The organism is Pseudomonas sp. FSL R10-0399 (assembly GCF_009600165.1).
Lineage (GTDB): Bacteria > Pseudomonadota > Gammaproteobacteria > Pseudomonadales > Pseudomonadaceae > Aquipseudomonas > Aquipseudomonas helleri.
In genome coordinates this window covers 34398-48100 of record NZ_WIWK01000036.1, presented here as the reverse complement: position 1 = coordinate 48100, position 13703 = coordinate 34398, and the positions used below count along the sequence as shown (strand labels likewise).

Genomic DNA, 13703 nt, shown 5'->3' with positions numbered 1-13703 from the left:
TGTTTTGGAAGCGGGATTGTTTCGCTTAGCAAGCTCAGAAAATTAACTGACTGTTGCACTTGCTCCTTGAGACCGCCCAGTGAAGCGCCACGCATTCTCGGCCAGACGTGGTACCCCAATAACCTGCTACGCACACGTGAACTTAACAGTGACGGTGCCCTGCTATTGAAAGAAACATTTGAATATGACGCCCGCGGCCGACTGCGGCTGCATATATGCGAAGGTGATAACTTACCCAAGGATCGTTATGGCAATGCAATTACTCGACAAACGTTCAGGTTTGATTCGCTTGACAATATTCAACGCTGCGCCACCATATTTGCCGACGCTACAACGGATCTTGCCCAGTTCACCTACGACATTGAAGATAAGTGCCGCCTTCTAAACGTGACCCATACTCACCCTTCCTACCCAGCAACTCAGGCATTCGAGTATGACGCTAATGGCAACATGCTCAATGATGAGCAGAACCAGCGTCTTATCTATGACTCCCAAGGCCGACTGCTGCAAGTTGAGGCGGTCCGGGATGCGCAGATCAGCGGGCGTTATCGCTACGATGCACACAATCAATTAATCACCACTCAAGTCGGCGAGCAGCCTGAAACCTTGCGCTTTTATGAAGGTAATCGCCTGAGCCTTTCAGTTCAAGAAGGTATTAGCACTCACTTTCTGACCATCAGCGGGCAGCCGATCGGCCAACAACAGGCTGGCGACGACAGTAAAACCCTGGTGTTACTGACTGACGCCAGTCATACCGTAGTCGGCGAGTGCTTGCAAAATCAGTTATTGACCGCTAGCTACACTGCTTATGGCGAACGCAGCAGTGAACAAAACCTGCAAAGCCTGATGGCATTCAATGGCGAAGTGCGTGATGAGGCCAGTGGTTGGTATTTACTCGGTAAAGGCTACCGAGCTTACAACCCACAACTGATGCGCTTCCACAGTCCCGATTCGATGAGTCCATTTGGTGCGGGTGGGCTAAATCCATATGCGTATTGCCTGGGCAATCCCATTGCATTAAGTGACCCCACCGGGCATGCGGGTTCAGGTCGCAACATTCGTCCTAAATATGTAGCGCCGCGTAGCAGCGGTGGCGGTATCGGCGCCTGGATAGGCGTGATTATTGGTGCTGTGCTTTTAGTTGCAACTGTAATCGCAACGGTATTTTTCCCACCTGTGGCAGCCATAGCTTCGAGTGTGGCAACCAGTTTCACAACAGCTCTGTCTGCACTGACAAGTTCTACGCCAGTACTCATGGCTGGCTATGCAGTTAGCTATTGGACTTCGACCATCATCACCACCTTCATCACAGCACCGACAATTTTGGAAAAAACTTTTGTGGCTCTTGATACAGTGACGACCAGCTTAGATGCGATATCCATAGGCACAAAGAGTCCAACATTAGCCAATGTTCTGGACAAGGCTAACTGGACACTGCTGGCTGCAGACGCTACGTTGGCAATCACGCGAATACTTGACCTTGACCTTGCCCTTGACCTTGCTAAAGCTGCGACCTCCAGTGGGCTTAGAGCTACACGCAATGTACAAAAATCTTTAGCCTCATTTACACCTATAGAGGCTGGAGTAACGACATCAGTAGGAGATGCTAAATTATTTAATCCAGCAACCTCTTCGACTGACGTCTATACGATTGATATCTATTCAAAAGTGCCAGATATAAAACCCCTTAATCCTTACCGCTTGGCTAAAACTTACCCTACTGTCGAGACTCCAGATCGCGTCATAACTACTGAAGCAGGTGTTCGCAATACCAGGGCGTGAATATAGGGTAATTCTTAAAAACTTCTCGCCCAAGTGAAACATATGGCTCGAACAAGCTGAACAGTTCAGTCAGTAGACACAGATACCTTTCGCGTGAAATACATTATTTTACGTGAAGGGTATTATGTGACTGCAGCACTTATATCCCCCCTATAAGCCGCACGCGCTATGCGCTTGATCCAGTTGAACCGATGTGAGAGGCGGACCTGCCCAGTTCACTCAACCGCTGGAATATTAAATTCTAAATTTTCACCACCTGATAATTGAGAGTTCTCTCATATCTCAACCCGCTCAACCCCTGCAAAATCTGCCCTCTGAAACAACGCTACCCCTTTATAATCACCCTTATGTGCACTCGGCAATGTTTCGCATTTATACGCCGAACACATTTCCAAACAGGTTATACACCATGAAAAGCTCATTAATAACCTTGGGTCTTCTGACAGCCCTGACAGGTACCTCTGCCTTTGCCAACACCGGCACTATCAACTTCGTCGGTAAAATCGACAGTTCAACATGCCCTATAGAAGTGGTAAACCCAGGCAGTGGTGCGGTGACCAACGAGGTCAGCATGGGTTCTATATCACCCTCACGCTTTACTGAAGTCGGCCAGGAGTATCCGGGGAATGACTTTATTCTTCGTATACCCTTAGATGCGGATTGCGCTGTTGTAAATGCTGGAACCGTAACCTTCACCAGTAATGCTGCTGGTGATAATTATGCAACTAAAGTATATACAGGCGCAGCCACCGGGGTTGCAATTCTTATAAAGGATCATACAGGTGAGCCTGTGAAGAACGGCATCGCATCCAAATCCTATGTCTTGGACCCTCTCAAGGTTAACGACATGAAGTTTGATGCTTATTATGTCTCAACCTCAAAAGACGTGAGTGCCGGACCGGCTGATGCCGATATAAACTTCCTCGTCACTATCAAGTAATAGCCCACTGTTTGCCCTTGCCAGCCAAGGGCAGCACTTATCTGACTCGCCAACTTCTCACCTCGCTGACAGGTCTGCACTCCATGTTCGGTTTTATCAGAAAGACCACTGATTCAAAGCCTGCTTTGCTTATGATTACACTGTTATCTATATGCACTTTCTATAGCGCTTCCAACCATGCCGCCCTAGTTATAAGTGGCACCCGCATCGTGTATGACAGCGACAAGCGTAGTGTCTCCACTATTATTTCCAACCCCAGCAAAAAACCGTTTGCCGTTCAAACCTGGGTCAATACAATTGACGATGACAACACCACGGCAGTGCCTTTTATTCCATCCCCCGCTTTATTTCGATTAAATGCAGGAAAAGAACAGCACGTTCAAATCAACCTGCTCCCCCATCAATTACCTGACAACCAAGAGTCGGTCTTTTATTTTAATGTACAAGAAATCCCTCAAACCACTAAGTCCCAAGACGGGGTATTAAATATTGCATTACGCACTCGAATTAAATTGTTCTATCGCCCTACAGCGATCAAGGGCAACCCAGAGCTTCGATTAAAAGAGCTGCAATGGTCCATGAAAAAAATTGAGGGCAAGACTTATCTGGAGGTATATAACCCGACCCCCTATTACGTTTCCTTTCTACGCTTGGATGTTAGTTCAAACGGCCATATTCAGTCCCCTGAAAATCCGCCAATGGCTGCCCCCCTTTCTCATCAGGTTTACCCGATGGACAACACCAAGCTGGCCTCCGATATACAAGTCACGTTCTCTGCAATCAATGACTACGGCGGCTTCAGCACACCTTTATCCCGCCCGGTAGCGTTCGCTAACTAAAGCTTATCCCCGCATTGACCTACCAGGACCCTCCATGATCTACACACCCGGCCTATGCAATGCTCATGCGCGCCTGAAATTAACACGACTTTTTATCATGAGTACCAGCTTAAACCTCACGTTCACAGCTTTTACATTCGCAAACGCGACAACACAGTTTCAATCCAGTTTTATGCGCCAAGGCACTGGACAAACAACCGATGCGGGCAACTATGCACTTGAAGCCCTTTCCAAAGGACATGACATCGTACCCGGACGTTATTGGGTGCATGTTCAAGCCAATTCACAACCGCTTGAACAGCAACAGATCAATTTCCTACTAAGCGAGGATGGCGAAACACTCAAACCTTGCTTGCCTGCAGCATTATTGACGTCAATTGGCATTAAACCGGACAGTGTGCAAGACCCTGCCTCCTTGAAAGCTGCCTGTGTGGATCTTTGGGCACTGATACCGGGCGCTACAACAGATTTTGACAGTGCCAAAATGCTGTTGGACATTTCTATCCCGCAAATTGCATTGCGTCGTGATGTCGCGGGGCATGTTGAACCAAAACGTTGGGATACCGGCATCAATGCTGCATTCATTAACTATCAAGCATCTGCACAGCAAAGCTCCAACCGTTACAGAGGCCAGAGCAGCAGCCAGGATTTATTTCTCAACAGCGGGATAAACCTGGGTGAATGGCAATTTCGCACCAATCACGTACTCCGTCGGGATGACACCGATAACGATCAGTGGACGCGCTCATTTAGTTACCTGCGACGAGATGTGCCGGGCACTAACGCGAATTTGACGCTGGGTGAAACGTCAACAGAAGGAGATATTTTTCGCAGCGTGCCTATTCAGGGAGTCCTGCTTCGTTCGGATCCAGGGATGCTGCCAGACGTGCTGCAAAGTTACGCACCCATCATTCGAGGCGTGGCGCTGACCCGAGCCAAACTCGAGGTGCGGCAAAACGGGTACCCCATTTACTCAACCTATGTCAGCGCCGGTCCTTATGAAATCGACGACCTGAGCACTGCTGGTGGCAGTGGTGAACTGGAAATAGTACTCACCGAAGAAGACGGTCAGATAAGACGGTTTACTCAGCCCTACGCGACCCTGAGCAATCTATTGCGCGAAGGTGTCTGGCGCTACAGCGCTGCTGCGGGACGTTATAACGCGGCAGGCCACCTGAGCGAGCCGATATTATGGCAAGGCACTTTAGCGATGGGCACCGCCTGGAACTCAACCCTCTATGGTGGCCTCATGGGGAGCAACTTTTATCAGGCTGGCACATTTGGCATCTCTAAAGACCTAGGTACATTCGGCGCCCTGGCGCTTGACGCAACCCGTTCCAGCGCCCAGATCGATTGGAATGATGTGCAAAGTCTGCAGGGGATGAGCTACGCCGTTAAATACGGCAAATCTTTCAGCTCGGGCACCAATCTTCGTTTTGCCGGTTATCGCTACTCCACCTCAGGCTATCGAGACTTTGATGAAGCGCTGCGCCAACGCAGCCAGGACTCCACGTTCTTTGGAAGCCGCCGTAGCCGGATAGAAGCCTCTGTTTATCAAAATTTAACGACTCGCAGCTCCTTAAACTTATCGCTTTCGCACCAAGACTACTGGGGGACGAGCTACAAGCAGCGTCAATTCCAGTTCAGCTTCAACACTCAGTTTCAGGACGTCACGCTTAACCTGTTTGCCTCGCAATCGTTAAGCGATAAGTACGCCAGTGATAGACAAATAGGTCTGAGTATTTCAATGCCACTGGACTTTGCCCGTGCCAGCAATGTCACATTTGACCTGCAAAAAAATGCCGACTACTACAGTCAGCGCACCAGCGTGAGTGGCAGCGCCTATGGCAATCGTCTCAATTATCGGGGCTCATTCAGCCACACCGAGCAACAGCAAGAATCCGCTACGTTATCGGCCAACTATCAAACACCCTATGCCAGCCTGGGCAGCGGCATTACTGTAGGACGTGAATACCGCAGTATGTCGGTGAACACCACTGGCGCGATCATGCTCCACGATCAAGGCATCGAGTTAAGCCCTTATTTGGGGGAAACCATGGCCTTAATTCAGGTGCCCGACATTGCCGGGGTTGGTGTCGCCAATACGAGCGCCATACGCACCAATGAAAAAGGTTTTGTACTGGCTCCTTACCTGCGCCCTTATCGGGTCAACTACCTTGAGCTCAATACTGACGATCTGGGACCAAATATCGAGATCGATAACGCTACTGCTCAGGTAATACCTCGACGAGGCGCGGTTGTGAAAAGCGTGTTTCCTGCCCGAAAAGTGAACCGAATCCTAATAACCGGTACCACAATCGATGGCCAACCGCTGCCTTTTGCTGCACTGGTAACCACAGTTACAGGTGAACAAAAGGGAATCATCGGCCAAGCCGGGCAAGTGCTGTTATCGACAACGCTTCAGTCGCAAACTCTGAACGTGGGCTGGGGTCCGGAACCAGAGCAAAACTGCAAAATGCACACAAATCCGGACACGATGCAACAAATCAACGGGTTTCATTTGCAGGCTCTGGTTTGCCAATAAATCGCCCTCTATAAGGGTGGTATTCAATATACCCCCCGGCCAATCTGGAATGACTCAATGAACACGTTTTCTCAACGGCTAGTGTGCCTGATTGGACTTGCTCTGTGCTCTAAGATGTCTATCGCTTTCGGCGCAGATGATGTGAACACTTGCTACTGGGTCAGCGGCTCAGGCCCTGTAACTTTTACTCCCGATGTAGGCGCTGTTTATATCCCAAGAGATGCGCCCTTGGGCAGTGTGATTGGGATTGTAAATGATCTGTTTCCGCAGAATCCTGAGAGAGGCTACATTGGTTGCGCAAACGACGGCAAAACGGTACTGAGCTTTAACGCCATTGCATCTGCCCCTATTTTCATAGGCCCCCTGCCGCCGACGCCGGGCACAATACTGCATTCCAACATTCCCGGAGTGGGGGTCAGAATTGAACTGCAAAGACCCTTGGTTAAAGAGTTTTCAGAAGACAACTCATTCACAGCCCTCAATGGCCCTTACGTGCCAATGGACAGCCAACACACAGGCGCAATGGGCAGTGCCAACTTCGGTTTGGGGAACTTACGTCATCGACTCACGCTGATCAAAATAGGCAAAATCGCACCCGGCCTGCACACACTGAATGGCGCTCAGTTGTTCAGTGGTCATTTCAGCGGCATAGGCAAGGCGTTTTCTTACGGTGTCACTGGCACCGTAATACAAGCGCAATGCAGTTTGTCAGGCAACCCTGTGAGTGCAAATCCGGTAAATCTGGGTGATTGGGACAACTCGCACTTTACTAAACCGGGGGATGTAACAGATGCGGTGGATTTTCACATCAATCTGATCGACTGCGAAGCAGACCCTGCAGACGCGAATATCGCAACGGCAAATATTCGTCTCGAAGGGGCCAAGGGATCGACGGTATTTGATGCTGCTAAAGGGATATTTACTCTGACTTCAAGCGCCACGGCAAAGGGGGTGGGAATTCAAATGCTCAGCGCCGATGGCCTGACTCCAATAGCTTTGGGAGTGGAAGTACCCGTGATCGCCATTCAGCCGGGTAACACGGTGCTGGACTTCAAGGCACGCATGTATCAGACCCATCCAGCTGACCAAGTTGAGTCCGGGTCAGTGGAAGGAGCCTTAAACTTCACACTTACCTACAAATAAATGCTCCCCCCGCTTTCGCAATATAAAAAAGCGGGGAGACACATATTTAATTGGTCAGATTAGCTCGCAACGCCCTGAAGCCATACCAATAACCCTTATTATTAAAAGTCACCTGCCCTTCAAAATAAATATCGATGCCTACTTTGAATTTTAAAAATTGCTCTTTAGCGACTGTCACACTGACCTTCTTATCCGCTACTTCCTCGGCAGTCACTTTATGCTCAAAGAAAACCACCTCTAAGTTTTTACCATCCTGCCCCAAACCTACCAGCTTGAATTTGATATATTGATCGTCTGCCATAAAAGGCCACACACCAATACTCACCTCAGCTCCTGACCCAGGCACGCTGGAAAGGCTCAAAATATTCCCGTTCACATGCGAACACTGCATGGTCGGATAGTTAGTTGCCAATATATCTGAGAGGGTCAAGCCATAGATACCCGACGTCGCAAGCACTTCAGAGCTACTACCGTCGAGCACCTCATAATAGACGGGAATATAGCGTGCTCCGTCGGCCAAACTGCTGACCATGTGGGCCGCAATATTTTTTCTGGGTACATTAAATAGCAAGGGAGCATCAGGATCGGCGCTGCTCAGCGTAATTGCATTAAACGCCAGAGGGTCAGCCCATTGAAGAAGAACCTTCTCGCCCTCATAAATATCACTTTCTGGAGGGATATTCACAGTGATACCGTCTCCAGGGCCCTCCCCTACAGAATCGATATTCAGTTTCCCAAATTGAGATGAACCGCTGGCGCCTGTAACTTTTACGTAGCCGAGAGAACGTGGCGCCATGTCCACTTCAATGGGCACTGACTCACTCAACGGGCTGCTATTTCCTGCTTTATCGATAAGTTGGTACTCGGCATAACACTCACCGTTCAGCGCGGCCTCAATCTGCGCACGGGTATAGATTATTTCTCTATTGGTCGCCACCGGTGTCCGACCAATAAGTTGACTACCCGTACGGGTTCTCCAAAAATAAACGACTTCATCACCGTCTTGATAATCGGCATATTCTGGTATGACACAGACAAATTTATTGTCATGAGCCTCGAAGAAAGGAATAGTAATTTGCGTGGCGGGAAGGATCAGTGTGCTGGGTTTTAGATGCTTATACGGAGGCGTACGATCAATAACCAAGGGGACAATGTTTGATTCACTCTCTCCTCCCCCATTATGCCCAACGACCACGTATCTAAAGTCAAAAGGCCCTTCCTCGTAATCTAGCTTCCCCGCATCAATACTAAATGACATAGGAAAATCACTGTCAGCAAGCGGCCCTACAACGTCATAGGTTTGCATTGTATTAAATGCGTTGGAGGTATTCTGCCTGCGCCATTGAAATGAGAGTTTATCAATAGCGTTTTTTGGCGGGAGATTAACCCATGCTGCAACGTCAACGATTAACGGATCATCAAGCGCCGAAGCCGGTAGTAACCCTGCCGGGAGCCCCGGCAAAACGCCTACAATATCGGGCTCTTGCAACAAAAAGTGCAGGGACGCAAGCGCATTTATATTCGCCGGGCCTTCAGTGGGTTTTACATTTTTTCTGTCATCAAAATCGGCCATTACTATCACTCACTAAACTTCAATTTAATTGAAACTTAACCTGACGTGTACAGTGGACTCCCACTGTGCACGTAAAGCACGTCAAGTATATTTAGCACGCTTTTGATCGATCGGTTACTAGCAAAACTACTAGCACCCGACCTCTCAGCTTTAAACAGCCCTATTATTTTTCGTACACTTAAAACTTACCAACTATAATAAACCCCCACTGAGCCACCCAACGGCTGTTCAATACCGTCGCCTTTGCTGTACTCCACATCAGCATAGACTTTTATTTTTTGAGTCATGGTCATCGTCATACCGGCCCCCAACTTACCTCGCGAACCGGACAAGTCATTATTAAAGACATTGTCGTTAACTTTGACTTCATTGTTTTTCGAGAACTCATGCACGTAAGCGGCTCGCAGGTAGGGTTGTACGACCTGACCGCCCGCCAACTCAATATTACGCCCCACCGTAGAGCCAAGCTCACCCAATAATGAACACGTGCGGTCACCTTTAGCACGTAACCCATTGTCCAGATCGTAATCCTTGCCTTGGATAATAACGCTTGACACTTGAGCATACGGCTCGACAAAGTAGCCCTCATCAAGCTTTATATGACGCCCAAACTCTGCAGAGGCACCAACACCATAATTGCTATAACTGCCTTTTGTGCTCGTGTTATCACTCAAATTCACATCTGATTTATTTTGAAAACGGTTAATCTTGACGACACCATCAAAGTAATAACCGGTTTGCGCATCAAGCCAGGTGGTATAAGCACCAGCATAATAACTGTCTACCGTGCCGGAAGTGCCACGATCGAGGTCAAGATCTGACTGGCTATAACCCGCCATCAAACCCGCCAGCCACTGACCATCACCGATCGGCAACGGTGCATCCGCACCGAATGTTAACCCCTGCTGGCTTTGCTTATAGCCCACTCCGGTAGAAGCAGACACTGTGTACTTATTGCCATAGGCCCTGACCCATGCGCCGGACTGCCCCGAACCGATACGCAACTCCCCCATACGTGTGCGCAACGTGGTCAACTCTCCATACCAGATAGTAGGTGCCGTATTAAACAATGCCATGGCCGACTGAGTGCCAGGGCTTATGGTTCTGTTCTCAGGGTTCAAGTACCAGTCGGTTGCGCCTCCATCTTCACTGTTTGCCAATTGATAGGAATAAGCACCAAGGTCAATTCGGTCATTCAGCAACGAAAACTTTGCATCCCCTGCGGCTGTGTGCACGAGGTAAAGCTTGTCTGCATTAATCGGATCAGCACCGGAACTGGCCACTACCAGTTGGTGACTGCCCGTAGCGGTGCCCGTTACGTCCAGTTTGTCGGTCTGACCGGTCGAAAAATCTGAAGCCATATAGAACGTACCGCCCGCTCCGCTCAAGTTACTGACCGACAACGTGTAGTAAGCGGTGGGTTCACCAAATTTGATCGAACCTCCATTCATGGATAAGTCGGACACTGTACCGTCTCCAACCATTACCCATTGTGCCTGGCTATTGATTGCCAGGCCCGAGAGGTTTTCAAGGCGCCCGGTCAAGGTGGCCTGAGTATCAAGGATCACATTGGCAGTAGCACCTGACGCAGCAATCACATCACCCTTAAGTTGGGTATTGCTGTCGCTGACTCGCAAGGTGGCTGTGGATGTGCCGTTAACCTCCAGTAAATTGCCATTACCACCGGTGAGTGTAGAGCCATTCATCACATTGATTTGTGTATGAGCGCTCCCGGAATCGTAGTTTTCTACAAGGATCGCCGCCCCAGTCCGCCCGGTCACGGTAGTACTGTCTAGATCAATAACTGAATCTTCGGGATTGATGTAATCAATAATCTGTATGCCATTCAGCCCCCCAACAATCGTGCCTCTCACGGCTGAGGCGTTGCCGTTGAACACCTCAAGGCCGATACCCTCAGCAGCGTTGGCCAACAAAGTAGTGTCGGTCATCTCCAGGCGGCTCAAATGAGACACTGTTGCGCCACGGTTCATACCCGTGATGGTACTACTCTGTACCTGTGCAACAGACCCTGTATTGGTATCAGCTGCGACTCTAAGAGCGATCCCATTACTGGTAAGTGTGCTGCCAGTAATGGTCGCATTACTGCCATATAAACTCACACCGGGTTCTGTACCGTTTCCATTTACAGTTGACCCGTTCAACACCAGATTTGACTTATTGACCTCAATATTTTGTGCGGTCGCTGCATTGGCCGTCAGCGTCCAACCATTGAAAACTCTATATTTATTCAGCGGATCACTCAAAGCACTAATAGACTCGTCACTAAATCTGACCAAAACTGTTTCGGCATTTACGCGTTCAGCGATGAACAAACTGGAGCCTACCGCAACAAGAAACATACAATGAGAAAGTGGCGAACGTTGATAGGGCATGGTCATTTACCTGTTAATCGGATACATTTTTATGCAAAGAATTACCTTAGATCTCTCTAAGCATATTCATACAAAGCCGACGCATGCTACGCACATTGTATAAACCGCAATGTAGGAAAAACCCTACGCAATCGTAGGGCGTCTCCCAAATAATGTTGCATGCCCTGATAAATCTATGGACTTGGGGGGATATTGCACGTCCCTGCTGAGGTATACATACCTATGTCCACTGTCGCCTCTCCAGGTTCTTCTTTACCCTGAATAAGCAGTGTGTATTCAACTTTTCCACTGCCTATATTGTCACTGTCTGCACCATAGATGGGCAGAAAGTAGGTGTCATAAGGTCTAACCCACCAGATAAAACCTTGCTGTTCTTGCTCCTTACTCACCGTCAACTCGCCACTTTCAAGTGGGTCACCTGGAATCGGCGTTACGGTGCCTTCATCAATAAAACTAGTCCATTTAAGTTTTATTTTTGTACCCTCGACCAAGTATCTGGATACCGGAATATAAACACGAATCCCATAGGAACCATCATCAGTCAGTTCCAGAGAAGGGCAATTCAGCCAGTTCCAAGTCGTGTCAATAGTTGGAAATTCAGGGGGAGCCAAAACAATAGGAACTCCCGAAACCGCCACCGGTTTGGGCTTTGATTTTTCATCGTTGATAAAGTCGTCATGCGATACAGAAAACCAAACATCGATGTCGCCATTACCCGCTGCATCAATATTAACCCAATCAACAGTGAACTCTATATCATCAGGATCAGTGGGCTCTTCGGTGGTGACCGTATGAGTACCGAGTGATTTACCCCCCCAAAAGAACTCGATTTTTTGATCGGGGCCAATTCCCTCATAAGGTCTGAGTTTTATCGTTGCAGGTTCGTTTACATCACCAGCAACAATTTTATCAACTTCCCCCGTAAAACTGACTACGGTCACTACACCGAGTGCAGGGTTTACCGGGTTAGGCTCGTCAGGGTTTTCTGGCCCCACTTTGGATAAATCTACCTGAATCGTGACATCGGCTGAGCCCAAAGGCAGCGAACCCCGGTAATAGGTGTACTCGACAATGGTGGGCTGCGAGCCAGGCTTCGTGAAATCATAGGCAGCTTTCAGAGTTGCCCACGGCACTGGGACGCTAACCGGAAACTGACTGATGGGAAAAAGGACATCCAACGTCTTGCTTCCCCACTTGACCTCAATACGATCGCCAATTTTCCAGTTGGTAATTTCAGTTTTTATCTCAAGATAAACGCCCAAAAAAGCATCATCACGGTCAATTAACTCATCTGAGATCTCGTCGGCATGGCGTACCGTCGGTGCCGGAAATGGCGCCACAGGCAAAGGTCCAAGCGCTACAGGCATTTTCACAGACTTACCAATACGACTGTCATTACCGGCTTTATCGAGCAGGATATAACAGGCGTAAAAATCACCATCCCCCGCAGCAACAATTGTCGCTTCGGGAATTGCAAATTTCCGACCTGCTGGAATAGCTTGATACCCCCCAATAGGGGTCAAGCCGGATATATCATCCGGCACATCACCTTTTACCCAGAAAACACCAATTCTATCGCTGCTTTCTTCATCAGGATAAGCCGAAATTTCAGCCACTACTGCAGCACGATTGGCATCCGTAATAGGTCCCGCCGGGAGAATTAAATCAGCCGGATATGCAGAACCGTAGGGCGGGATAATGTCGAGCACTATAGGTGTTGTTTCTGACGGAGTAGCAACTCCGCCATCATTCCCACCCACTACGCGGTATCTAAATTCAAAAGCACCGTGAACATTTTTAAAAGCGTCGAGCGGTATTTCTTGAATCATGGGATCTGGGTACACCCCTTTTATTTCAATAGATGGAGGGTCCAGCAGGTCTATATAGGCCGCGTCATCGGTACTCCCTAGCGGTCGCCATTGCAGCCTTAATTCATCACCGGGCCTTGTTGGATTGGTCGGAAAATTCACCCAGTGCGGAATTTCAACTTTAAGAGGAACGGTCAAAAGCGCTTTAGGGATAAGCCCAAGCGGATCGCCTGGCAAAACACCTTGCACAGTAGGTTTGACATGTGCAGCTGCATGCCTTAACCCAACAGCGCGTTTAAAATAAGCCTTACGTGCATTTTTAGCAGCTAATTTCCTCTCAAGCATATTCATCCCGCAACCCTCAATTCACAGAAAAGTTTAGATATCGAACGTTCTTACGCCTTACAAAAACAGACCCACAAAAAACTTAGCACTTAGCCTATAAATTAAGTGTGCGAGCAGCACGCCACCGAACGAACTATGGCCGCCATAAATACCTTAATACTGTTGTGACTCTTAGAGTTATTGAACGCCTTTTTAAGGCAGTTGGATACTGTCAGAAATGACAGGTAAACCCACCGTATATAACCTTCTCAAATACGCTCTAACCCAGCAGGCCCTTGCCACTTTTGGGGCCTGACTCACTGTAGTTTCGGCCCATCGCTGCCTATTTATTGATC

8 protein-coding genes are annotated in these 13703 nt (G+C 48.7%); 5 read left to right on the top strand and 3 right to left on the bottom strand.

Translation table 11 applies throughout. The annotated features are described in order from the left end of the window. The 5 genes from GHO41_RS12995 to GHO41_RS12975 form a co-directional block, all read left to right on the top strand. A partial coding sequence (locus GHO41_RS12995) for an RHS repeat-associated core domain-containing protein (RefSeq protein ID WP_218580257.1) occupies positions 1-1782 on the top strand: 1782 nt, incomplete at its 5' end. A gap of 409 nt (positions 1783-2191) precedes the next feature. Then, a complete protein-coding gene (locus tag GHO41_RS12990) occupies positions 2192-2722 on the top strand; it encodes a fimbrial protein (RefSeq protein WP_048368593.1) in 531 nt (176 codons plus the stop codon). Between the two features lie 83 nt (positions 2723-2805). Continuing rightward, positions 2806-3561, top strand: coding sequence for a molecular chaperone (locus GHO41_RS12985; protein WP_153390247.1), 756 nt, complete (start codon positions 2806-2808; stop codon positions 3559-3561). Between the two features lie 34 nt (positions 3562-3595). After that, positions 3596-6106, top strand: a complete 2511-nt coding sequence (locus GHO41_RS12980; protein ID WP_153433771.1) for a fimbria/pilus outer membrane usher protein — start codon at positions 3596-3598, stop codon at positions 6104-6106. Positions 6107-6163: 57 nt separating this feature from the next. Continuing rightward, positions 6164-7249, top strand: a complete 1086-nt coding sequence (locus GHO41_RS12975; RefSeq protein ID WP_053225203.1) for a fimbrial protein — start codon at positions 6164-6166, stop codon at positions 7247-7249. A gap of 46 nt (positions 7250-7295) precedes the next feature. Here the strand turns inward: GHO41_RS12975 and GHO41_RS12970 are convergent, their stop codons facing one another. The 3 genes from GHO41_RS12970 to GHO41_RS12960 all read right to left on the bottom strand — a co-directional run bounded on the left by GHO41_RS12970 (position 7296) and on the right by GHO41_RS12960 (position 13374). Then, on the bottom strand, positions 7296-8822 hold the full coding sequence (locus GHO41_RS12970; protein ID WP_153433770.1) for a hypothetical protein: 1527 nt from the start codon (positions 8820-8822) through the stop codon (positions 7296-7298). 185 nt (positions 8823-9007) lie between these two features. Next, positions 9008-11221: an autotransporter outer membrane beta-barrel domain-containing protein gene (locus GHO41_RS12965; RefSeq protein ID WP_178126509.1), complete on the bottom strand. Its 2214-nt coding sequence runs from the start codon at positions 11219-11221 to the stop codon at positions 9008-9010. A 167-nt stretch (positions 11222-11388) separates the two neighbouring features. Continuing rightward, positions 11389-13374, bottom strand: coding sequence for a hypothetical protein (locus tag GHO41_RS12960; protein ID WP_048368598.1), 1986 nt, complete (start codon positions 13372-13374; stop codon positions 11389-11391). Between the last annotated feature and the right edge of the window lie 329 nt (positions 13375-13703).

Coding starts and splice junctions, on each gene's coding strand:
- GHO41_RS12990 (WP_048368593.1), top strand. CDS start 2,192: ATGAAAAGCTCATTAATAACCTTGGGTCTTCTGACAGCCCTGACAGGT.
- GHO41_RS12985 (WP_153390247.1), top strand. CDS start 2,806: ATGTTCGGTTTTATCAGAAAGACCACTGATTCAAAGCCTGCTTTGCTT.
- GHO41_RS12980 (WP_153433771.1), top strand. CDS start 3,596: ATGATCTACACACCCGGCCTATGCAATGCTCATGCGCGCCTGAAATTA.
- GHO41_RS12975 (WP_053225203.1), top strand. CDS start 6,164: ATGAACACGTTTTCTCAACGGCTAGTGTGCCTGATTGGACTTGCTCTG.
- GHO41_RS12970 (WP_153433770.1), bottom strand. CDS start 8,822: ATGGCCGATTTTGATGACAGAAAAAATGTAAAACCCACTGAAGGCCCG.
- GHO41_RS12965 (WP_178126509.1), bottom strand. CDS start 11,221: ATGACCATGCCCTATCAACGTTCGCCACTTTCTCATTGTATGTTTCTT.
- GHO41_RS12960 (WP_048368598.1), bottom strand. CDS start 13,374: ATGAATATGCTTGAGAGGAAATTAGCTGCTAAAAATGCACGTAAGGCT.